The 24526-nt window shown below is 35.1% G+C and carries 18 protein-coding genes, 2 tRNA genes and 1 pseudogene; 9 read left to right on the plus strand and 12 right to left on the minus strand.

Features of this window, described 5'->3' with window-relative positions; translation table 11 throughout:
- Positions 1-311: 311 nt before the first annotated feature.
- The 3 genes from ONI09_RS00925 (at position 312) to ONI09_RS00935 (ending at position 3126) form a co-directional block, all read left to right on the plus strand.
- Positions 312-809, plus strand: a complete 498-nt coding sequence (locus tag ONI09_RS00925; protein WP_265014143.1) for a hypothetical protein — start codon at positions 312-314, stop codon at positions 807-809.
- A 72-nt stretch (positions 810-881) separates the two neighbouring features.
- Positions 882-2045: a 1-deoxy-D-xylulose-5-phosphate reductoisomerase gene (gene dxr / locus ONI09_RS00930; protein ID WP_265014144.1), complete on the plus strand. Its 1164-nt coding sequence runs from the start codon at positions 882-884 to the stop codon at positions 2043-2045.
- Positions 2046-2202: 157 nt separating this feature from the next.
- Entirely contained in the window at positions 2203-3126 is a 924-nt protein-coding gene (locus ONI09_RS00935) for an Rpn family recombination-promoting nuclease/putative transposase (protein WP_265014145.1), read from the plus strand.
- Between the two features lie 34 nt (positions 3127-3160).
- Here ONI09_RS00935 and ONI09_RS00940 read toward each other — a convergent pair whose 3' ends face one another.
- From ONI09_RS00940 to tldD, 3 genes are all read right to left on the minus strand, one after another.
- A complete protein-coding gene (locus ONI09_RS00940) occupies positions 3161-4408 on the minus strand; it encodes an IscS subfamily cysteine desulfurase (RefSeq protein ID WP_265014146.1) in 1248 nt (415 codons plus the stop codon).
- Between the two features lie 90 nt (positions 4409-4498).
- The gene (locus tag ONI09_RS00945; protein WP_265014147.1) at positions 4499-4639 is read right to left on the minus strand and encodes a hypothetical protein; all 141 of its coding nucleotides are present in this window, start codon (positions 4637-4639) and stop codon (positions 4499-4501) included.
- A gap of 55 nt (positions 4640-4694) precedes the next feature.
- Positions 4695-6113, minus strand: a complete 1419-nt coding sequence (gene tldD, locus ONI09_RS00950; RefSeq protein ID WP_265014148.1) for a metalloprotease TldD — start codon at positions 6111-6113, stop codon at positions 4695-4697.
- A gap of 62 nt (positions 6114-6175) precedes the next feature.
- On the opposite strand from tldD, the gene ONI09_RS00955 reads away from it, so the two are divergent.
- From ONI09_RS00955 to ONI09_RS00970, 4 genes are all read left to right on the plus strand, one after another.
- Positions 6176-6260, plus strand: a tRNA-Leu gene (locus ONI09_RS00955).
- A 70-nt stretch (positions 6261-6330) separates the two neighbouring features.
- Positions 6331-6828, plus strand: a complete 498-nt coding sequence (locus ONI09_RS00960; protein WP_010962975.1) for a hypothetical protein — start codon at positions 6331-6333, stop codon at positions 6826-6828.
- 253 nt (positions 6829-7081) lie between these two features.
- Complete coding sequence (locus ONI09_RS00965; RefSeq protein ID WP_265014149.1) at positions 7082-7789, plus strand: uroporphyrinogen-III synthase; 708 nt, start codon at positions 7082-7084, stop codon at positions 7787-7789.
- A complete protein-coding gene (locus tag ONI09_RS00970) occupies positions 7789-8568 on the plus strand; it encodes an exodeoxyribonuclease III (protein WP_265014150.1) in 780 nt (259 codons plus the stop codon). The genes ONI09_RS00965 and ONI09_RS00970 overlap by 1 nt, the downstream gene beginning before the upstream one ends.
- Positions 8569-8588: 20 nt before the next feature.
- On the opposite strand, the gene ONI09_RS00975 is transcribed toward ONI09_RS00970, so the two are convergent.
- From ONI09_RS00975 to ONI09_RS01035, 9 genes and pseudogenes are all read right to left on the minus strand, one after another.
- Positions 8589-9632 carry a hypothetical protein gene (locus ONI09_RS00975; RefSeq protein WP_265014151.1) on the minus strand — a complete coding sequence of 348 codons (1044 nt, stop codon included), beginning with the start codon at positions 9630-9632 and terminating at the stop codon, positions 8589-8591.
- 49 nt (positions 9633-9681) lie between these two features.
- Positions 9682-12267: a DNA polymerase I gene (gene polA, locus ONI09_RS00980; protein ID WP_265014152.1), complete on the minus strand. Its 2586-nt coding sequence runs from the start codon at positions 12265-12267 to the stop codon at positions 9682-9684.
- A gap of 171 nt (positions 12268-12438) precedes the next feature.
- Positions 12439-13533 (minus strand): annotated as a pseudogene (locus ONI09_RS07045) (IS3 family transposase).
- A gap of 232 nt (positions 13534-13765) precedes the next feature.
- Positions 13766-14581 carry an SDR family oxidoreductase gene (locus tag ONI09_RS01005; protein WP_265014153.1) on the minus strand — a complete coding sequence of 272 codons (816 nt, stop codon included), beginning with the start codon at positions 14579-14581 and terminating at the stop codon, positions 13766-13768.
- Between the two features lie 5 nt (positions 14582-14586).
- The gene (locus ONI09_RS01010; RefSeq protein ID WP_320109959.1) at positions 14587-15231 is read right to left on the minus strand and encodes an alpha/beta hydrolase; all 645 of its coding nucleotides are present in this window, start codon (positions 15229-15231) and stop codon (positions 14587-14589) included.
- A gap of 577 nt (positions 15232-15808) precedes the next feature.
- Complete coding sequence (locus ONI09_RS01015; protein WP_255703159.1) at positions 15809-15934, minus strand: hypothetical protein; 126 nt, start codon at positions 15932-15934, stop codon at positions 15809-15811.
- A gap of 41 nt (positions 15935-15975) precedes the next feature.
- Complete coding sequence (locus ONI09_RS01020; protein WP_265014155.1) at positions 15976-16341, minus strand: hypothetical protein; 366 nt, start codon at positions 16339-16341, stop codon at positions 15976-15978.
- A 121-nt stretch (positions 16342-16462) separates the two neighbouring features.
- A complete protein-coding gene (gene mnmG, locus ONI09_RS06885; RefSeq protein ID WP_406848656.1) occupies positions 16463-20065 on the minus strand; it encodes a tRNA uridine-5-carboxymethylaminomethyl(34) synthesis enzyme MnmG in 3603 nt (1200 codons plus the stop codon).
- Positions 20066-20252: 187 nt separating this feature from the next.
- Positions 20253-20328 (minus strand) — tRNA-His (locus ONI09_RS01035).
- A gap of 150 nt (positions 20329-20478) precedes the next feature.
- On the opposite strand from ONI09_RS01035, the gene murJ reads away from it, so the two are divergent.
- Together murJ and ONI09_RS01045 are read left to right on the plus strand one after the other, a co-directional pair.
- A complete protein-coding gene (gene murJ, locus ONI09_RS01040) occupies positions 20479-21966 on the plus strand; it encodes a murein biosynthesis integral membrane protein MurJ (RefSeq protein ID WP_264707423.1) in 1488 nt (495 codons plus the stop codon).
- 3 nt (positions 21967-21969) lie between these two features.
- Positions 21970-24513: an AsmA-like C-terminal region-containing protein gene (locus ONI09_RS01045; protein WP_265014156.1), complete on the plus strand. Its 2544-nt coding sequence runs from the start codon at positions 21970-21972 to the stop codon at positions 24511-24513.
- Positions 24514-24526: the final 13 nt, after the last annotated feature.

Consider the following 24526-nt stretch of genomic DNA (forward strand, 5'->3'; position numbering starts at 1 on the left):
TATACACTATTGCTAACAGTCATATTTTTAAGTTTTAACTTTGTAAAAGGTAGTGGACATTGGAATTCAGATTTTTTTCAAACTGGATCCTATAGCTAACACGTCATACCGCGATTCATTTGCGGTATCTCGGCATAGATTCCGCTAACTAGTAGCTGAATGACGAATTTGTCGTTTTTCAAATTGTCGTAAGTCAGTTTAGCTATATATAGGATGACAGAAATTGTTTGTATTAGCTATATTCAAAAGCTCTATTGATATTTTGCAATATTTGTGATAAAATAATAGCTTAAGGTTGAGAGTAAAAATTTATGAGTGAAGCTCAAGGTCCAAATATTGCAGAATGGCAAGCTCATCAGCAACACCAAGAGGCTGCTGGTGAGAAAAGTGGTTTTGGTCTTGGTCACAGTGACTCTATTTCAACAGTTGTCGATGGAATGAAATGGTTGTTCAACTTTCATGAAGGAGCAATTGCTGCTTATAATAATGTGTTTGAAGGTTTGGTGAGTGGCAGTAGTTTAGTAACACTGTTTGGAAAGTCAGGTAATATGTTTGGCATAAAACTTCTTGAAGGCCTTGCAGAATATTTTTCAGGTGGAGGTGGGAAAGATATGCCATCAGAAGGAATGGACATGGCTCATGGTGATGATGGACATCACTCAGATGATTACCATCATGCCAATAACGAAATAGCTCATAATGCTGATGGTTTGCAAGACATGCATGATGCAGGTGATCACCATGGTCAATCTTTTTCACCTGGTCCTTCACCATCTGTTGGCGATGACCACGGACATGAACTTGGTTAAACGCTTAAAAACTATTGAATAGTTGGAAGAAGGCCTAATAAGAAAAGTTGCTATTGTTATGAGTTTGTCTTAGTGAAAAAGGTTTCAGTTTTAGGATCAACAGGAAGTGTTGGAAAAAAGACTGTAGATTTGCTCTCAAAGAGAAAAGAAGAATACCAAGTGGAAGCACTAAGCGCCCATTCGAACTTTGCTCTACTGGCACACCAAGCAAAACTGCTGAATGCAAAATATGTTGCTATCTCCGATGAAAGACTTTACAAAGATTTGAAAGAAAGTCTACTTGGTACAGATGTAAAAATAGCAATTGGTGCTACAAATGTTGCTGCTATACCTGTTGATCTCTCAGTTGTTGCAATAGTTGGCGTTGCAGGCCTTGAGCCAGTTATGGAAGTTATAGAAAGCGGTACCAAAGTCATTGCATTGGCAAACAAAGAAAGCATTGTTTGCGGTGGAAAGTTATTACTCAAAAAAGCTAAAGAAAAAAATGTACAAATAATCCCTATTGACTCTGAGCACAATGCAATTTTTCAAATTTTGCAAAATGACGACAAATGCGTAGAAAAGATCATACTTACTGCTTCTGGTGGACCATTCTTAAATTATAGCCTTGAGCAATTAAGAAATATCATGGTAGATCAGGCGCTTAGTCACCCCACTTGGAATATGGGAAAGAAAATCTCGGTTGATAGTGCAACAATGATGAATAAGGCACTAGAGATAATAGAAGCACATAACTTGTTTAATATCAGCCCGGATAAAATTGAAGCAATAGTGCATCCTGAGTCAATAGTACATGGAATTGTAACTTATAAGGATGGGTTCAACTTTGCTGTGCTTGCAGAAACTGACATGGCAATTCCTATTTCATATGCTCTATCTTGGCCGGAAAGATCAGCTTTAAATCGTAAATTAGATTTAACAAAGCAAGGAAAATTGACCTTTCAAGAGCCAGACCATAAGCGTTTTCCTGCGCTAAAGCTTAGCATGGAAGTGTTAAACTCTTCTACTCCACAAACAAACAGTATTGTGCTCAATGCTGCAAATGAAATAGCTGTTAATGAATTTTTGAAGTCACGAATCGGCTTTTTGGAAATAGTAGAGGTAGTGGAATCAACAATGGAAAGTTTTGGTAGTTATACCGATATTAATTCACTATCTGATATAATAAATATTGATTATGAAAGTCGTATTATTGCTAATAAAATTGTTGAAAGTAAAGTTGTTGCGTATAGCTAGAGTAATGTAACCAGACTGCATTCTGTGATTTTTAGCAAAACACGATCTTTCATTTGAGCTTTCTTCAATTTAAAGTAAATACAGAAACTAGCTATCTTCAAAAATATAGTTGAATAATTGTGTGTATAATTATTAATGCTTTCTAAGTGGATTTCTTATGGCTTTTTCTAAATTCCTCGATCCAAAATTGGACCTAACATTCAAGAAAATCTTTGGCACTGAAAAAAATAAGAACATTCTCATCCATTTTTTGAACGATATTTTAGGTTGTACTGAAGTTAATACTATACAAGAAATAGAATTTATCAGCACCATTTTGAATCCTGAAATTGCCTCCGAGAGACAAAGTATAGTTGATGTTCTTTGCAGGGATTCTAGTGGGGCCAGGTATGTGATTGAAATGCAGCTTACTCGCGATAAAGGTTTCGAAAAACGAGCTCAACTGTATGCTGCTAAGGCTTACTCAAGACAATTAGATAAATCTGGCAACTACATTGATTTAAAGAAAATCTTCTTTATTGCTATATCAAATTGTAACTTACTTCCTGAAGAAGTTGATTATATATCCAGCCACACTATAAGAGATGAGAAAACCAATGAGCATGACTTAAAAGATTTTCAATTTGTATTTATTGAACTACCTAAATTTCCTAAGAATAAGGAAGAACAGCTAGAAAGCATAGTGGATCGTTGGTTATTTTTCTTCAAATATGCAGATGAAACTACGGAAGAAGACTTAAGGAAAATAGCAGAAAAAGCACCGATAATAAAGTTAGCCTACGATGAATTAGACAGGTTTAGCTGGAATGAAAAAGATTTAGTAGCTTACGAGGAAAGAATAATGGATCTACGCAAAGAAGAAGCCATTCTTGAATACAGACTTGATCTTGCTACTGAAAAAGGCATCCAAATTGGCGAAGAAAGAGGCATCCAAATCGGTAAAGAGGAAGGAAAAATCGAAGGAAAAATCGAAGTCGCAAAAGCAATGCTGGCTAACAATGTTGATGTCAACACTATTGTCAAATTTACTGGCCTTTCTATTAGTGAGATTGAAGAATTAAGTGTGAACGGTACAGAGTAATTTCAAAGTGCATTTGCAGTTGGAACGGATACATTTAATGAGAGTCCCATTTCACGGTGTTCAAATCTACTCCTTCTTGTACCATCTCCCAAAGTGGGCTCATTTCTCTCAGTCGGCCAACATTTTTAGCAACAAGATCTGCTGCATACAAAACTTCTTCTCTAGTTGTAAATCGGCCTAGGCCAAATCTAATTGATGAATGCTCAAGGTCATGGCCATTATTTAGCGACCGTACTACATAGGAAGGCTCAAGAGACGCAGACGTGCACGCAGAACCAGAACTTACTGCTAAATCCTTGATTGCCATGATGAGAGACTCACCCTCAACATAGGGAAAGCTCAAGTTTAGGTTGCCAGGAATTCTATTTTCATAATCACCATTTAAAACGATATCAGGAAACGCTTCTTTTATCTTGTTATACAAAATATCCCTTAATTCTTCCACTCTAGTTGTTTCTTTTTTCATTTCTTCTCTAGCAATACGTACCGCTTCACCAAAACCAACTGCAAGAGGTGTTGGAACTGTTCCAGAACGCATGCCTCTTTCCTGTCCACCACCACTAATTAGTGGTATCAGCCTAACACGAGGATTCTTTCTACGTACATATAATGCGCCTATTCCCATAGGTCCATAAATTTTGTGGCTAGAGAGACTCATAAGATCAATGCACATCTCATTAACATCAATTGGAACTTTTCCAAAGCTTTGAGCTGCATCTGTGTGGAAAAATATATTATGCTTTCTACATATTACACCAATTTCTTTGACAGGCTGAATTACTCCGATTTCATTATTTACCATCATCACTGAAACCAGGATTGTTTGATCAGTAATTGCTTCCTCAAGCTTTGATAAATCTATAATTCCGTTTTGCTTAACAGGCAAATATGTAACTTTAAAGCCTTCATTTTCCAGATGCCGACAAGAATCCAGAACACACTTATGCTCCGTGCAGACAGTGATTATATGATTTCCTTTATTTTTATAAAAGTGAGCAACGCCCTTGATTGCTGTATTATTTGACTCAGTTGCACCTGAGGTAAAGATAATTTCTTTGCTATCTGCGTTCACCAGATCAGCGATGTGTTTCCTTGCTTTTTCCACTGCTTCTTCAGCAGTCCAACCAAATGAATGGCTGCGAGAGTGTGCATTGCTGAACTCACCAAAGTAAGGTATCATCACCTCTAAAACACGGGGATCTACTTTAGTAGTAGATTGATAATCAAGAAATATTGGTAATTTTATTTTAGCATCGTGTATTTTTTTACTTTCAACATTCATAAAGCTACCACGGAGACAAAATTTACGGTTATTTTATAGCATTAAAACTTAATTTTTTCAAGATATAATCTTGCATCAAGTACAAAAGTGTCATCCAAGTAGCTGACACATAACTGTACGAACATTTATTTGCAAAAGCAGTGTGTTAAATGTTATAGCCAGTTTTGCCTCAAACACAAAGGCAGTGCCCAGACACTGGGATGACACCCTATTGGTGGCAATTGCTTCCAAATCATAATGTTTGTACAGCTGTGCGCCGTGCGCTGGAATCCGTTTTAGCCCTTATCTATATCTCAGTTCCACCAACAGTTATTGCGTCGACTTTGAGTGTCGGCTGACCAACTCCAACGGGCACATTTTGTCCATCTTTCGAGCATGTGCCAACACCAGGATCTAACTTTAAGTCATTACCAACCATAGATACTTTTTTCAACACTGTTGGACCGTCACCAATTAGTGTTGCCCCTTTGACTGGCTGTGTAATTTTGCCATTTTCTATTAGGTAAGCTTCCGAAGATGAAAAAACAAATTTTCCTGACGTTATATCAACCTGCCCACCACCGAAATTTACTGCATATAGACCTTTCTTTACGCTAGATATTATTTCCTTCGATGTATACTTTCCGGGCAACATATAGGTGTTTGTCATGCGCGGCATAATAACTTCTTTATAACTTTCTCTTCTACCATTACCAGTTGGGCTTACACCCATGAGTTTAGCGTTCATATGATCCTGCATGTATCCTTTTAGGATCCCATCCTCTATCAATATATTATAACTGGGTGGAGTGCCTTCATCGTCTACGCTGATAGAGCCGCACAAATTGGGCAGAGTTCCGTCATCAACTACTGTGATGTCACTAGCTGCTACTTGTTTACCCACAGAATTTGAAAATGCTGAGACTTTTTTGCGATTGAAGTCGCCCTCAAGTCCATGACCCACGGCTTCGTGTAACAATATTCCTGGCCAGCCTGGACCTAAAACGACTGTCATTTCTCCGGCTGGAGTTGGAATTGCTTCAAGATTTACCAGTGCTTGTTCTAACGCTTGGTTTGCAACTTCTTTCCACTTTTTCTCAGAAATAAACTTACTATAAGAGTCCCTTCCACCATGCCCTGCAGAACCTCTTTCGGTACGGCCATCTTTTTCTACAATGACTAGCACATTAAAACGTACCAGAGGCCTGATATCTCTTAATCTGTGATCACCCTTTATTATTTGTACAACTTGCCATTCTCCACTTAGAGTTATTTTTACTTGCTTCACGCAGTTATTTTTGGACCTTACATACTCATTAACCTCATTGAGTAGCTTAATCTTTGAATTCAGATCCATTTCATTTATAGGGTTAATCCTCGAATATAGGCTTTTTGTCTCTTCGTTTAAATTTATTGAATTTGTCTTGTTTAAAGACACTGAGCTTTTTACCATAGAAGCAGCATTACTAATTTCTTTTTCGCTGATCTCAGAAGAACAAACGAAAGATGTACTATCTTCACAAAAAGACCTTAAACCAAATCCCCTTCTAGTATTCAAGTCCATGTGTTTTAATATGTTATCCTCAAAAACCAGGGACTCCGACTGGCAAAATTCTAGAAACAGCTCACCACCATCGCTATTGCTCAAAGCGTTATTGACTATTTTATATACGTTATTAATATTAACATTGTTTTGAGCAAAAAATATTTGATCTAGATTTGGCATTACCTTTGAACTAAAAATTGTTTAAGTATATTATTTAACTTTAACATAGTAAACTATAAAAAGCCCGGGTGGCGGAATTGGTAGACGCGCTAGCTTCAGGTGCTAGTAACTTTTTAAGTTGTGGAAGTTCAAGTCTTCTCTCGGGCACTCTTAGCTTCCATATTGCTTATTGAATTAATTAATGTTATAATATAACATATTAGGTAATATTTATGCTATGTATGGTGAAAAAGATAAGTTAGCCTACAGAAAGAAGGTACGAACTTACTCGAAACGCTTAGTTACTACACTATCTACTATCTCTTTCATTGGATACATAGCGGCATTGGTCTTGAATATTCCTGTCTTAAGTCTGTATTTTAGTATTGCCGGCACTATATTCAGTGCACTTTCGTTTGCTTTAAATATATGGTCACTAAATGATCATTCCCGACAACAGAATCTTAATAAGAAATCTGGCATAAAAAACACTCCAGGACAAAAAAAGTTAACAAAGATCTATCTTGATATAGCATCCAGTGCTTCATTTCTAATAGGAGGTATTGCATCTATGTCGCTTTTTGAGTCTTCTGTTATTTATTTTGTTTCTACGCCTTTTTTTATTCTAGGCTGTGTTATTATGGCAGCTAATATCGTTCAAACTATGATTAGTGAACCACAGACAAAAAACGTCCTTGAGAATCTCTCTTCAAATACTGCAAGAGTACAAGCTTAAGTATTAACTTATTTAACTTATACAGGAATATTAGCTATATAATTCCACTGAAGGAAGCCATTCAAAAGAGTTCGATGTAATTAGCGTCAAAAAAGTGTAAGCAGAAATTGTGGGCTTATTGGGGTAGGAGCGCTTAGTACTCCTACTTCCACATCAATTACTTGAATAATTGCTCAAGCTATCAAAATAAAAGTTTTTATTCAGTAATTTGTGTATAAAGGGTACTATTTTACTAGTAGTGAAATAAATCAGAATGAAGTCTATTTTATTAACGAGGCCTTTATTGGACTCGTTCAATACAAGAAATATATTGAGAAAGTATGGATGCAAAGTTTTTATAGAACCAGTATTCACAATAAAGTACTTAAATCCTGATATATCTGCGTACGAATTTGACGTTGTGATATCTACAAGTAAAAACAGTGTAAAGGCTTTTAGTCAAATATGCAAAGAGGATGACTTTCCGATTATTACAGTTGGTAATTCAACCATGCAGGCTGCAAAAAATTTGGGATTTTCTGATATAATCTCAGCAGACAGCAACGTTGATGGTCTGATATCATTCATAAAAGCTCATTATTCAAACGCAATAAAGTTCTTGTATATAAGGGGACAAGAAGTATCATGTGACCTAAAAAAGAGATTATCTGAAGAAGATTTTAACGTAAGAGAAGTTGTACTCTATAAAACAATTATAAAAAGGAATCTAACTAATAGGTGTAAAAATTTACTATTGGATGGTAAAATTGATAGTGTTGCTTTTTTTTCCTCACAGACAGCAAGGGTATTTTGTTCATTAGTTCTAAAAAGTGGGCTATCTCATGTGATGAATAATACAGTTGCATATACTATGAGTAAGAACATTGCTGATAGTTTAAAGTTAATCAAATGGAAAAAAATTATAACATCGAGGTTGCCTACTGGGGAGAGTTTAATTGATATAATTAATAAGGATTGTTGATGCTAAAGATTGCAACTTGGAATGTAAACTCCATACGTAAAAGAGTTAACCAACTTTGTAGTTTTATAGTTGATAGTCAGATAGATATAATTTTGCTGCAAGAGATAAAATGTATGGAAGAGCAATTTCCTTATGCAGAGATAGAGAAGCTGGGATATGAATGTGCTGTCTATGGACAAGTTGCAAGAAATGGCGTTTGTGTTTTATCTAAATATCCGATAATGGAGAAGTTTAAGATTGATATCGTAGAAGGTTATCAAGAAGCGCGTTATATAGAGTGCATAATAAAGCACAATAATCAGAAGGTAAGGGTGGGAAGTGTATACGTTCCAAACGGTCAAAGCCCGGACTCTCAAGCATTTGAATATAAACTCAAGTTTTTTGATAATCTATATGAAAGGATGAGCACTTTGTTAAAGAATGAAGAGTTAACTATTATAGCTGGCGATTATAATATTGCACCGGATGAAATTGATGTTTTTGATTCAAACTTATTGAATGGCCAAGTGTGCTTTCATATAAAAGAACGTGAGAAGTTAAGAGCGATCTTGAATCTTGGGTTTAAAGATGCGTTTAGAATATCTCACCCAAATTTGCAACAATTCACTTGGTGGCATTATCAAGGCAATTCACTCAGAAATAATCAAGGAATGCGAATAGATTATATGCTGTTATCACCACAGGCTGTAGATAAATTGGAAACATGCTACATAGATGATAGATTGCGTAAGCTAGAAAATCCGTCTGACCATACTCCTGTTGTATGTGCTATAGAATAATAGCAGATCTCTTACACAATTCACTTTTGGCAAACCTGAGTAGTCTTACCTTTGCTGCTCTGTGGTTCTTCCCTTCGTTTGTTTTCCTTTCTTGTCCAAGGTTGATCTTGCTGTTTGCTTTCTTCGTTTCCCCTGTTGTTTTCCTGGGAAATTTGCTCAGGAACAGGTTGTTTTTCACTCTTTTCTTTTCCTTGGGAAATTTGTTCAGAAACAGAGGTACCTTTCTCAACTTCTGTAACTGGGGTTTTTAAAATATCATCAATGCCCTCGAGAATTTTTCCATTCAGTTTTTCTCTCTTTTCTGTATCATTTTTATCTTGTGAGTTAGGGTCATACAAAGTACCTTTTTTGTTATTTGAAAAAAGAACCTCCACTCCTCCTTTTATGGCAAATATTGTGCCGATAGCAGTAAGAACTACTCCGAGTGTAGTAGGACCAAAAATTAACATTAGAATAGTGGAAAGAAGGACAGGAAAAAAGATCTTGCTTAAGAACGTTGTTACCATCTCTTCATCACTGAGTGGTGGTTCATCCTCTTCTTTCTTGTCTTTACCTAAGAATGGTATTTTTTCTTTCATCCCATCCATAAAGGAGCCAGAAATATTTTTCGGGTCTATTTTGATCCCTCCAATTAGCAGCAGCAGCATTTCCAATACAAACTTTATGGATGAATCTTTAGCTTCTGTACCGCGTATATCAGCTACACAGTCATCTACTACTTCTTTTATTTTACCATTCTTGAGATTCTCCTCATTAGCTAATTTTTTCTCTCTAATTTTCTCAAATACGGAAAGTAAAAACTGAGAAAAATTCTCTTCACTGAGTGGTTCTACATCTTCTAGCTTGACATTATTGAATATAATTTGATTCTGACTTAGCATAAAAGCGAGTACTGCCTCGTCATCTTCCTTTAATTCTTTAGGTTGTACTTTGTTTTTTAGCAATTGTATAAAGGCATCACGGATTACCTGATGTTCCTCTTTTTCAAAAATTTTCTCATCTTCGTTAGTTACCTGAGTAGGTAACTTTGGAGGTTTTGAACTTTTTACTTGTGGGCCTGTCATGGCTGACCTATTTGCATTTGCTATGCTCTATTCTAACATATTTTTCGTATTAGTTCAAATGATTTATACTCCTAGAATTCACGATGTTTAAGTCATAATTAAGGGAATTTAGACCCCAGTTGTCGCCAACTTTTATTTCTACTTCAAGTGGTACAGAAATTTCTATTGCACTTTCCATTATATCTTTCATAAGTTTTGCTGTTTCTTGTACCTTTTCGTCTTCTACTTCAACCAGTAGTTCATCGTGAACCTGGAGGATTATTTTACCTACTTTTAATTGGTCAAAAAGCTGAATCGTCGCACGTTTTATTATATCAGCGGCGGTGCCTTGCAGTGGTGCGTTTATTGCTGCCCTTTCTGCAAATTGTCTTATATAAGGAATTGTATTGTTTATGTCTCTTACAAAGCATCTCCTGCCAAACAAAGTTTCTACATAACCATGCAATCTTGCGATAGACACTGCTTTTTCCATATAGGCCTTTATTTCTGGGTAACAGGAAAAATAGTAATTAATGTATTCAGCAGCTTCCGCAATGGTAATTCCAAGCCGCTTTGCAAGACCAAATGGGCTAATGCCATATATAATTCCAAAATTGATGGATTTTGCTTTGCGTCTTAATTGCTCATCTATTTCTTGCACTCCAAAAACTTGCCTAGCGGTGATCTCATGAATATCTTGTCCGTTTGCAAAAGCTTCTTTAAATGCTGCAACGTTTGCAACGTGTGCCAGGAGTCTTAACTCTATTTGTGAATAGTCAGCAGAAATTATCTTATGCCCTTTTGGCGCAATAAATGCTTGTCTGATAAGATTTCCCTCTTCGCTTCTGATAGGAATATTCTGTAAATTAGGATTACTGGAGCTCAGCCTTCCAGTTGCAGTTGCAGTCGTTGAAAAGCTTGTGTGTATTCTACCATCAAGTGGATCAACTTGCTTTATTAATGCATCAGTGTAGGTGCCTTTTAATTTACTTAAATGTCGCCAATTTAAGATTTTACTTGCGATTTCTACCCCTTCTTCTTCGAGTGCCTCTAGAACTTCATAATTGGTGCTATACGATCCAGATTTTTTTGACTTTTTCTTTTTATTAAGCCCCATTTTGTTGAATAAAACATCACTTAATTGTTTTGGCGAAGCAATATTAAATCTTTCTCCTGCCAAATTATATATCTCATCTTCAAGCACGGCAATTACCTGCTGAAATTTATCGGACAGCTCCTGTAATTTTTGTATGTTCAGTAATATCCCATTTTTCTCCATATCAAATATTACTTTCATAAGTGGCTTATCGAAGCGCTCGTAAATTGTGAACAATTTTTCCTGAAATAACCTTTGCTTTAGCTTTTCATGAATTGCTATTAAAGTTTTTGCCGAGAAAATTTCTGCATTTTCACTCAAATTATGCGCAACTATGTTTGGAATACTGTGATCGTGTTTTCCTGTATCCAAGCTATACGACATTATCATCAAGTCATCAACTGAATCTAGCATCTTCTCTACTGTAGGGAAGATTTTCCTGATTTCTTTAATGTTATGTATTATTTTAAGCGCCCCATTTGAGAGTAAAGTTGAGTTAATTATAATGAGTGCATCTTGTATGCTGTCTTGCTCTATATAAAAAATATTACTTTCGCTATAAGATAAGGAAATTTTATTTAATAAGTTGTCTTCAAAGTGGCAATGAATTGCAATTCTGCCTTCATATCTACAATGCTCCAAAAATTTCTCTAACTCTTCACTACTATATTCTATTTTCTCTTTTGCGCTAGACCCATTATAGGAAAAAAGCTTTTCCATTTTACCTATTAAAGAATTGAATTCATACTTCTTTAAAAAGGATAATAGTTTTTCCATATTTGGAGGGCGAACTTCACATTTTGCAATATCATGTTGAAGGTCTACTTTTTCGCATAGTGATAAAAGTTCTCTTGAAATTAGCGCTTTTTCCTTATGTTCAGCAAGAATATTACGAATCCTCGTTTGCTCGATGTTATCAATGTTCTCTATAATATTATTCAATGAATCAAATTCATCTAGTAATTTAGCTGCAGTCTTCGGACCTATTCCCGGAACGCCTGGAATGTTGTCAGATGCATCACCAGTTAGAGAAAATAAATCAAGAAGCTTGTGTGAGTTTACGCCAAATTTTTCTATTACTTGTTTTTCATCTATATATATATTTTTAATGGGGTCGAATATTAAAATATTGTGGTTCAAGAGTTGAAATAAATCTTTATCTGATGAAACGACTACCACTTTAAAGTCTTGGTGGTTGGCGTATTTTGCAGCTAGTGTTGCAATTATATCATCTGCTTCATAACCTTCAATCTCTTCATAGCTGAGGTTAAAAGCTTCTACCGCTTCCCTCAGTATGGTGAACTGTGGAGTTAGATCCTCAGGAGGCGTTACTCTGTTCGCTTTGTACTCAGGATATAAATTGTGCCTAAAATTCTTTTTCCCTGCATCAAGTGCTATAGTTAAGTAGTCCGAATGGGCAATGTACTTAAGAACCATATTCAGAAAGCCATATACACCACCTATTGGCATTCCTGTTGTGGTAATTAAGTGAGGTAGTACATAGTAAGCTCTGAAAAGAAAACCATAGCCATCGATGATTGTGAAAGTTTTTTCTTTCATTGTAGATATTTATGCGTGCTTTTGATGGTCCACTATTTAGCTGAGAAAATCAAGTTTTTGTTTTTCTGCTTTTGAGCGTTGTAAGAGATTTTACCGAAAATAGCATTCATGATGGGGATGTACACATATGACCTTACCCAGAAAAAGTGGAGAGAAAGTTTGGAATGTTTTTTACAAAAAGAATGATGCATCAAATTGTTCTGGAATGCAATAGTTAATAGTGACGTTGTTTGTTATAAAAAATTTCTATGTATTCAAATATTGCAGTTCTAGTTTGTTGAGCAGAGTGTTGTGAAGTATCAATAAGTATTTCTCTTTTCAATGAGCTAAAGAAGCTTTCTGCAACAGAATTGTCGTAACAACAGCCTTTATTACTCATCTATATTCTTTACAGCTAAGAGATATTGATACCCTTGCGCAGTATATTGTGAACCTTGGTCACTGTGCAGCAGTAGATTTTTAACAGGTTTACACCTATTAATGGCCATTAATAAAGAGTTCATAACCAATTGTTTATTTATTGCACTACTCATTAACTACCATACGTGAGAATTATTGCTGCCAAATATAGCCATCCCTCCTTGGTTTTGATGTAAGTAATCCCATACTTTATTTGGTTGATCAACAATAAAGTTTTGATCTAGTATATTGGGAGCTACAGCTCTATTATCTGTTTGTTGTTTTTTAATTTTAAACTTTCTTTTCAGTATAGCCCTGATGTCATTTTTCTGCATAATACTTTGCACCGTTTTCAAATTGCAACTTTTACCCAAAGCCTTCAATTCAGCATGAATTTTAGGAGCTCCATATCTACATTTAGAAGCTTGATATATTTTTTGAATATCTGCTAATAACTCTTTATTTGCTGATTCTCTACTGCTTATTTTTCTTGTGGTCCACTTATAGTAGCCACTAGCAGAAAATCCTACATAATTCCTGTACTTTATAGCAGTTACTATATAAAAAAATATTTTACTCTTTTTGACTGGCCAGGGCTTTTTTTAAAATGTCTCTTTCTCTTGTTACTTTTGCTAACTCTTTCTGTAAATCAAATCTCTCTTTGTCGTAAGGAGCCATGTTACCTCTACCTGGAAATGCATTTGCCGCTGACTTTTTTTCGTTATATTTCTTCATCCATTTTCCTAATACACTATCCCTTATTCCTAGATCTCTTGCTACTTTTGCAACTGGTTGACCTACCTTTCTTTGTTCATTTGCCAGCTTAACAGCTTCCAATTTGAATTCTGCCGTATATTCTCTTGCCATTTCTAATCCTCCAAAATTTTATTTTACCCAAAAAAACTCTTTTCTTTCTCTCCACTTTTTCTGGGTAAGGTCACTATTTCTTAAGTAATTTACACTTCAGAGTTTATCTGCTTTAAAGTTTACTCTATTCTGTTTCAGCATTTGTCATAAATCCTTAATTATTTCTGACTTTTTAGTTCAGTTTTTAACCATTCTTTCCTTAACTTAATGGCAGTGACAATAAGCCTATCTATCATTCTGATGTGATTTCAGTTTTTTTTACATGCAAACTTTCTAATCCCACCTTGTAGTTAGGGTAAATTAGAGAGACATTAAGATCTTTTTTAATTTTAACATTACTTACTTTTTTTGATCCTAAATAAAAACTCTGTGCATAATCTGGTAGGGAAGAAGCCTCAATTGGTTCTGGAGGGCTAACATTGAGAAGTTTGGTCGCATATATTACCACTTCAGATTGTGTAGTGGGTAAATCGTCTGCACAATTGTATATTTCACTAGGTTTTATGTTTTGCATGGAAGAAAATAAAATATTCGATATATCTTCAACGTGAATACGAGAAAAAAAATGCCCTTCTTTTTTCACATTTCTTGCTTTGCCAAGCTGCAAGTCAATTAACACGTTCCTACCAGGACCGTATATTCCAGCTAAACGAAAAATATGTACAGGCAGTTTGCTATTCAGCCACCTCTTTTCAGATCTAAGGCGCTTTTCTCCTCTGATTTCTATAGGTTTTGTTTCAGATTCCTCATTCACCCAATTACCAGAGTGATCACCATAGACGCTAGTTGCAGACAAATAACCAAGCCATTTTACATTTTGCAGGCAATCACCGTATCTCTCCACAACATCATCGCCATCTGGAGGAATAGAAATTAAAACGTGCGTTGCGCTTTTAAGCAGATCTTGACTAACTTTCTCATAATTAAAGAGGATTACATCTTGTATATTTTTACTTCTTGATGTGCCACTGACTTTCCAACCTAAGTTCAGTAATTTTTTCGATAAAAATTTAGCTACATATCCATAACCAAAGCAAAACAAGTGCATGAAAATTAATTTTTAAAATTCTTCTTGATAAATTCTACTCCTAATTTTATTCCCTCTTCATTAATAATATGCCCTAATGCATGAATTGGGTGTCCTTCAACATTTACTCCATTTTCTTTCAGAGCTTTAACCGCTAAGTCGAGGGACGAAAAAGGTACCACGTCGTCAGCATCACCATGGATAACACATATGTTAGGTTTTGACTTGATCTCTGGTGCAGTTTTTGAAGGTGAAAGAAACCTACCAGAGTATGCAACAACTGATGCACAGGATTGAGAGCGGGTGAGAGCTGTATGTATTGCAAGCATTGCTCCTTGAGAAAATCCAACTAAAGAAAGTTGCATATCTTTTAAATTAAGCTCCTTTAATTTTGTATCAATGAAATGATTTACAATTGATGTAGCATTTTTTACTCCATTATATAGCGCTTCCTCACTACGATCTTCCAAGCTGAACCACTGATAACCATCACCTATTTCTCTCTTAAACGGAGCATTGGGTGCTACAAAATATGAACCCAGTAAAAACTTGCTCATAACTTTAGCAAGGTGAATGAAATTATCGCCACTTGAGCCCCAACCATGTAAAAAAATAATCAAATTTTTCTTATTTCCGCCTGCACAAATTTCTGGGCCTTTAAGTTCAATCATTTCTTTTCCTTTTGCGTTTATATTTTTATTTAACACTAATTTTCAAATTTGTAAAACCAATGTGCAATTACGTTCCCGATACTATAGCTAAAGTGACTTAGGTTCATCGACGATTTGAAAAACCGTCATTCCGCTACTTGTTAGCGGAATCTATACTAAGATACCGCGAATGAATCGCGGTATGACGTAGGATTGCTGTCATTCCAGTGCTTGACACTGGAATCCAGGAAACTTAACTTTACACCAGGTAATAAGAACTGGATCCCAGTGGGCTTTGTTGCATCGCTACTTATGAAAGGCTAACTATAGTTAGGATTATAAGTAACCTATTGAAAATCTTGTTTTTTTGCAATCAATCTGATCAAATTTAAGAATAGTAATTTATTATTTATATTAATAAATTTAATTCTATTGAAAATAGCTAAAGCATTGAAATTCTTGAATTTTAGCCGGATTAGTGAGTGGTAGTGAAATTTCTTTTACTCAAATTTAGGTATTCACTGACCGTTCTTGTTATAAATACCAGAATAATAAGCTACTGATATTCTCCATCTTTTTTATCTTTAATCCATCATAGCTAGCGATGCAACAAAGCCATCCCAGTGTCAAGCACTGGGATGACACCTCTGGGCACTGCCGTCATAAAGGAACCAGTGTCAGCTACTTTCATGACATCAATAATTGACCTCGACTTACCGTCCAACTAGAAAGTTGTATATAGAATGACAGAAATCCAGATGTTATTTATTTACTTTCGATCTTTTCTATCAATTTTTTAACTAAGCCTCTTAGCTTTTTACTGGATTCATCAAGCTCTTGAATCTGCGAGCTGTGCTCTTTCATTAGTTCCTTATAGTTACCTCTTATGTAGTCAATCATTTCCTTCATCTGAGCAATCATCTTGTTAACATCCATACTGCCCAAATCAGGTATCATGCCAGGCATAGCCCCTTCTAACATACCGCCAGCCATAAGCTGCTGAGACATTTGCATAAATGGTTTTAAAGTCTGATTAAGCAATTCAGGATCCTTGGCTAATTTTTCTATTTGCTCTTTGCAAGTATCCATATACTGCTTCATAAATTCATCTTCTTGCTCTTTGCCTATCATAATTATAACCTACCTAAAAATACGTGTCCTTTGTTATATCTTATTTTAAAATTAAAAACAATACAAAATACCTGTCACAATTGCATTAATACTTTTTAAATAATAAAAAATGCTCCTTTGCTTATAAAGGGTCACATACCTTCTTTAACCATTCCTTATCTTTTACGCTATTTTCTAAGTTTTTATAGACAAATTGATGGTAGCCATTTATCCATTCAATTTCATCCTTAGTAAGCATTTGCACATTTATTAGTCTTCTATCATATGGAATAGAGGTCAGTTGTTTAAAGTTTAAGAAGCCATTCTCTTGCCTGTCAACATATATCAGATTTTCAATTCTTATTCCATACTCTCCCGGAATGTAATAGCCAGGTTCGTTGGAAAGTATCATCCCTGGCGTGAGTTTCACTTTATTACTTTTTGATATTGCTTGTGGTCCTTCGTGTACTGATAGGTAACTTCCTACTCCATGCCCTGTACCATGCATATAGTCCATTCCAAATTTCCATAAATGCGTACGTGCCAATATATCCAATTCTCCACCAGTAGTGCCAGGAGGAAAGATGACACTTGCTATAGCAATGTGAGCTTTCAACACTATTGTATAGTGGGTTATTTGCTCATTAGTTGGACTGCAAATTGCTACAGTTCTTGTCACATCAGTTGTGCCGTCAAGGTATTGGCCACCAGAGTCAATCAAATATAGTCCACTTTTCTGAATTACCTTATTCGTCTTACTGCTTGCACGATAGTGAATTATTGCTCCATTCTCATTAAATGCTGAAATTGTTGGAAAACTTAGTTGCTTAAACAAATTCTGCTCTTTTCTGTATTCTAAGAGTTTCTCTTCAGCTTCAAGCTCTGTACCAACATTATTTTCAAGCCAATGTAGAAAGTTTGTAACTGCCACTCCATCTCTGATGTGCGCATTTATAGCCCCAGCTATTTCAGTTTGGTTTTTTACTGCTTTATAAATTAGACAAGGATCCTCTCTTTCAGCTACCTGTTTATCTTTTATTACAGCCATAATACTCATTGGAGTTGTGTTTGGATCTATAACTATTGAATTTAGCTTGTGCAGCGAATTTTCTAGCTCACTAATATCAAAAATATTTATATGATTGCCTAAATTTGCTTCTATAGTTGAATGTTCTTTATCTTGAATAAACAAATCAACATTACCGCTTTTATACAATATAGCACGGCCCAATATACATGGAGTATATTTAGCATTTTCATTTCTTAAATTTAATAACCATGAAATTGAATTTGGATCAGTTAAAAGCACTACTTCAGCTTCTTTATCTATGCTTTTAGCTATTTTTTCACATTTGTCCTTACTACTTTCACCAGTATATTCAATAGAATGTAAAACCACTGCTTGTTTTCGACAGTCACTTTTTTTTCCAGCTAAACAGGGTATTAATTTACAGATATTCTCATACTTTCTTATATCTTCTATGGTAAAATATTGCAAATAATAACCTAGTGAGGCAGTCGATGTTAAGTTTGCTTTTATCCATTCGCGTGGATCCTCTTCTTGTATATTATATACTTGAAAATTGCCCTGATCGAGCTGATTGCGAGCTTGTGTGATGTAGCGTCCATCCGTAAAAAATGGGCACTTGTTGTCTTTTGTAACGATAAGTAGCCCATTTGTTCCTGTGAAGCCACATAACTTGGTTAACTCGTCTGAATATTCATTTAAATATTCGTCTTTAGTATGCAACATAAATGCATCAACATTTATTTCATGCATAAATGAACGAAATTCTTCGATTTTTGACATGGGATACCTCACAGCAGCTACTTTCGTTTTCTTATTCCTAAGGTACACTAATATGCTCACTATCGCTGCGGGAGTGATGCCTTGTATTTGCTTTGCAATGCCAATCGTCGCTGGTTTTATCGTCTGCAACTTTTCTATTACTTCACTTGACAGGCCTTTAACTTGTGAATAGTTGAAATCAATTGGAATTTGAGTGTTAATTTCCTCTCGTAAAAACTTCATATCCGCTTCTTGTCTTATTAGATAAGGTTTGTATTTTGCTTCAATTTCAACCGCTTCGCATATTTCATTCTTAGCTCTATTATCCGCTTTGGTGTGTCCCATTTTGTCATTCCAGCGCGTGACGCTGCTTAACTCCGGCCATATTTCTTGTAATTTATTCCAGTCGATGTTTGGATAGCTAAGTAAATCTAGTGCCGTTTTTCTTATCCCATCATAAGATATTTTGATACCATAAGACCTAAGCTGCTCAGGAGTAATCGTCAGACTCCCTAACTTCTCTTCAAGCTGCTTAATGGATTCAAGTTTATTCTGTAAAACAGAGTATCTCTCATGCGAAACAAGGGAAATATCATAACCTTTTTGTGTTAATCTTCTATCTGCATTGTCTGACCTGATAGCTAGCCTATATTCTGCACGTGAGGTAAATAATCTATAAGGTTCGATCACCCCTTTGGTGACTAGATCATCTATCATTACGCCGATATATGAGTCTGTGCGATGAAGAACAAAGCTTTCTTTTTTTTCAGATGCAGAGAGTGCTGCATTAATTCCGGCAATAATTCCTTGCCCTGCTGCTTCTTCATATCCAGTAGTGCCATTAATTTGGCCAGCAAAATATAGGCCTTTAATTTTCTTAGTTTCAAGAGTATGGCTTAGTTCTCGTGGATCAATATAGTCATACTCAACTGCATATCCAGGTCTTAGTATTTCTGCATTTTCAAGTCCCTTGATACTCTTTATCATTTCACACTGCACTTCAATAGGCAATGAATTTGAAATTCCGTTCGGGTATATAGTATCATCATTCAAGCCCTCTGGTTCTAAAAATATTTGATGACTACTTTTTTCTGCGAATTTTTTAACCTTAGTTTCAATGGATGGGCAGTATCTTGGTGCAACAATGTCATCTAAATATGAAGAAGCTGACCTATGAAGATTTTCTCTAATTATTTTATGCGTGTTTTCATTAGTATGGGTAATAAAGCATGATACCTGAGGTTGGTTAATTTTTTCTGTGAGATAAGAAAACGGCACAGGTGGATTATCACCCACTTGTTCTTGCAATATTGACCAGTTTATAGTGCCACGATCAAGCCTTGGCGGAGTTCCGGTACGCAATCTACCTAATTTAAAATTATATTTCTTCAACGTATTTGCAAGTTCTACGGCAGGCTTATCTCCCATTCTCCCTGAAGGAGTTACCTGCTCTCCTATATGAATCACACCCCGCAGAAAAGTCCCTGTAGTTAGAACGACTTTACTTGTCAGTATATGCTCCCCTGAGCTTGTTATTACAGCTTTAATGCACAATTCTCCATTGTTATTACTCTCTATAAGAAAATCGTCAACCGACTCTTCTTTTACCGTCAAATTATTATAATTTAGAATAATTTCCTGTATTGCTTGCTTGTATAATTTTCGGTCTGCCTGTGCACGCGGGCCCCATACTGCTGCACCTCTGCTGCTATTTAAAATGACTGAGTGTATACTTGCTTGATCAATTGCTCTTCCCATTATTCCATCAAGAGCGTCAACTTCCCTGACTACAACGCCCTTTGCAACTCCTCCGATTGCTGGATTGCAGGACATTTCCCCTATAGTTGAAATTTTATGAGTTATAAGCAGCGTGTTTGCACCAAGGCGAACTGCAGCAGCAGCAGCTTCGCACCCTGCATGACCACCACCTACTACTACTACATCATATTTATGCATGCCTTCTTGAGTAATTCTTACTCTACTAATATTCTAACTATTAGCGGTTAATGTCAAATTTTACAGTAATTAACTATTTCAATCATCAGTGGCCAATGCATAGCTAACTCACGTCATACCGTCACGGTATCTCTAGATCCCGCTAACAAGCAGCGGGATGATGGTTTTTCAAATTATCAGGTTTTAGTGGGGCGAGCGACCAGGATCGAACTGGCGACATTCAGTACCACAAACTGACGCTCTACCAACTGAGCTACGCCCGCCAAGATATAAAATTTCTAACATAAGAGCGCAAATAGTCAATTGATTATTTAACTCTCTTTTTGCAGAGGGTTTTAAGTTTAGCCAATAAATATTTTCATTGATACTTTTACCATTATAGTTAATTGTATTGACACTAATGAAGTAGTGGTATGTTTAAAAGTATTTTCACATTTAGTTTTTTTACGGCTATTTCAAGGATCTCAGGGTTAATAAGGGATGTATTAATTGCTACGGTTATTGGCGCAAACTCTCTTGCAGACATATTTTTTTCTTCGTTTCGCTTTGCCAATCTATTTCGAGCATTTTTTGCAGAAGGAGCATTTACCACGTCCTTTATACCGTTATATTCAACAGAATCACACGATGATAAAAAGGCATTTAATTTTGCAAGTAGTGTAATATCCATTACGTTTATTATCTTAGTAATTTTTTGCCTTATTATGCAAACTTTCTCCCCTTATATGATTCAAATTTTTGCTCCTGGATTTGACCAAAGTAAGTTTACCCTTACTGTTACTTTATCAAGAATTATGATGCCCTACATAATCTTTGTTTCAATTGCATCACTTATTGGTGGAATGCTGCAAGTAAAGCAGCATTTTGCTTCAACAGCTATTGCACCAATCGTTTTGAATCTTTGTTTAATCATCAGTTTGTTTGTGCCTTACGTAAAAACCTCAGCGCACAACCTTTCTATAGCTGTGCTGATAGGAGGAGTTTTTCAGTTGTTGCTGATGCTATTTAGTGCATATAAATTAAAGGCAGCTTTTTCTTTTAGCCTTGAATTAAGCAATGAAGTAAGGTTATTTTTTAAGCGTGTGGTACCTGCAATTATCAATAATTGTGTAACTCAAATAAGCTTATGGATTGATACAATCATGGCGAGTTTTATACCAAATGCGGTGTCCTATATATATTATGCCGATAGACTAAATCAACTACCGCAGGGAATAATCGGTACTGCAATTGGTACAGTGCTTCTTCCTTTAATTTCAAAACAGGTGGATAATACTGAAAATATAGTCAAAATACAGAACAAGGCTCTCAACATAGGATTAATGTTAATTATGCCAACAACTGCTGCCTTTATCATTATTCCCGACATAATTTTACTTACGCTTTTTTCTTACGGCCGGTTTGATCATTATGCAGTGCAGCAAACTGTTCCCACTTTAATAGCATTTTCTCTTTCTTTACCTGCATTTATTATAAATAAAGTATTGCTACCTACATTTTTTGCTAAAGGCAATCTGAAAATACCAACCATATTTTCGCTAATGTGTCTTGGAATTAATGTAGTGCTAAACCTTTTGTTAATGAACGAGTATCAGCATACGGGGATTGCTATTGCTACTTCCGTTTCCACTTGGATAAACTCCATTCTATTAATTAGTTATTTAACAATAAATAAAATGTATAAGGTTAGCCAAGCGTTATTGTTAAATGTCATGAAAATTTTTGTAGCAACGGCAGTCATGTCAATAGCCCTTTATATTTTTAATTCTTTGTTGGCAGGATTATTTTTTGATAAAATGTTGGCTCGTATTGTTTATTTAACGACTTTAATAGCTTTGAGTGTTATTGTTTATTTTGGTATTCTCTATTTAATATTTAAGGGAAACTTTAAGCATGTGTAAATTATGAGACTTTCTTTATATGCTATATTATCAATCTCGCTGCTATTAATTCTCATGCATGTTGCTGCAACTTTTAAGGATTGGAGTGACTACAAAGGATATGTTGTAAAAGAGTTGGAGAAGACGTATGATGCTAAAGTGCATATTGGAGGAAAAATTAAAGTTTCGTTGATTACCCCAAAGCTCACTATCTATAATGTATATATACAATACAACGAAAATAAAGAGCAAAAGTTATCAGATTTAATTAGTGTAAGAAAAATTGAAATAAGGCCATCGTTCCTATCGTTGCTTTTATTCTCATTGCAACCAAAGTCAATCACATTGTTTGGCATGAAAAGCAATAAAGAAAATTTACTTAATATTATAAATGCAAAAGCCAGTGGTAACATAGTTGATATAGTAATAAAAGACAGCCAAGTAAGTTTTAAGAGTGATTTCGCTGATATTGTTAACATAAAGGAGGTTGCTGTAAAAAAAAATAGGCAATTCTCTGGTAAAGTAAAGGTAGGTGATAATAATTACGATTTTTCAGGAAAGGTTGATATCACAAAAAGGGACGTACACATTAGTGTTGAATCAAATTTTGTAAATTTGCTATTTACAGGTAATAGAAATCAAGAAGAACTCCAGGGTAATTTAACACTAACGATTAATAATAGTTCCGGTTCTGTGAGTAATTTAGCAAAAATCATTAATCTTAGCTTTCTCCCTTGTGTTATTCCTAGCGAAAATATCAAGATATCATCCAATATAAGTCTTAACGAAAGTGAGTTTACGGTAACTGACTTAAAAATTGATTCCAAAAGCATGCAAGCCAGTGGTACAATACAAAACGATAGAAAAAGCGATCACACTAATCTCAATATTAGCTTCAGTAAAGTTGACTTAGATTCCATACAAAATGATTCACAAAAAACAACAAATATAAAAGACCTTCTGGAATGCTTTAGAGCATTTGTGCCAAAGAACTTGAGCTTAAATTTTAATATAGAAGCTTCTAACATTCAATATCAAAACAAAATATTGGACAATTTCCGTGCTGTACTAAAATCCACTGATGGCAAAGTAAAAGTTAATACGCTTCTTAAATTTCCTGGAATCAATAATATATCTTACTTATCAGGAGAGATCTCAAACAATAATGTCCTATCTGAATTCAACGGTGACTTATTAGTCGAAGGAAATGATTTTGAGTCATTCATTTCATGTTTTTTCCCTTCTATAAAGATGAAAGAAAACCAGAAAAATCAATTTACACTAAGTTCTAAACTGCACCTTGCACCAAGAATATTATCTATCTCAGACATTAGACTGCTAAATAATAAGGAATCCTTGCAAGGGTCAATTAGAGTAAGCCATACAAAAAAACACAATGTGGTCAATGGTGAATTTAGCATGCATAATCTTGATGCAGATAAATATGATCATTCATTATTTAGCAGTTTACCTAAAATGCAATGGCTGAAAAATTTTCAGTATGATACAAATATAAAGGCCCGTGTTAATAAGCTTACATTGAATGATACGAAAATTAAAAATTTGGATTTTTTGCTGAAAATGGAAAAAGGTAAGCTAGTTGCAGATAAAATAAAACTATCTGGAGAAGATTTCGATATTACCGGTAATGCAAAAATATTAGCAGATCAAAAATACGCCAAACCTTTATTAGATGTTAACTTTACGGGCAGTAAATTTAATGGAAAAATTATTACATTACCAAATTTAGTAGAGACGAAAAGAAATTCAAGAAATGAGATAGATCAAATTCAATGGTCAACAAAGCAGCTTGATTTTTTGGATGATAAAGAAGGCTTTGATGCAAATGTGCAAATCAATACTGCAGAATTTAAAACCGAGCAGAATGTTTTAAAAGATTTTAATTTGGATGCGGTAATGAGAAACAACACTATCACTATCAGGCAGGCAAGTTACGTATTAGAACGCGGGCAAGTGTTTTTTCAGGGTTATTTAAGATCAGACTCAATGAATACAAGATTTTCTATTGTAAATTTGGACACTAAAAAGATTGGTAAGGTTATAGGAATTGACAATGTAAATGGTCAGGTAAGCTTAAATGGTGAAATCAAAACTCAAGGAAAAAGTTTTCATGATTGGGCTAGTAACTTATCAGGAGATGTAAACTTACAAGCGCAAGGAATAGAAGTTACTAATGTAGATTTCAATTCATTTATCACTAATTTGTTAAGCAGTAATAATAAGTCTGAAATCTCCACACTTGCTTATATTGATATATATAACGGTAAAACATTTTTTGAAAATATTAGCGGAAAAGCAAGTATTAAGAGTGGCATATGTTCAACTAGTTTACAATTCGGGATTGATCAAGCATCAGGGTCGATCTCTTCTAATTTAACCTTATCTAACTTCACTTTAAATTCTATATTCAGGTTCTTTTTCATACCACCAAATTATAGTAATCCAATCTATATCGATATGCATTTGGATGGCCCTATTTGGCGTCCTAAGATGAGTTTTGATGTAGACCAAATCTTCACCGCTCTGGTTGGCAAGAAAAATAGTTGATTTACTTAGGCGT

The organism is Wolbachia endosymbiont of Drosophila pseudotakahashii, from assembly GCF_026015925.1.
Lineage (GTDB): Bacteria > Pseudomonadota > Alphaproteobacteria > Rickettsiales > Anaplasmataceae > Wolbachia > Wolbachia pipientis.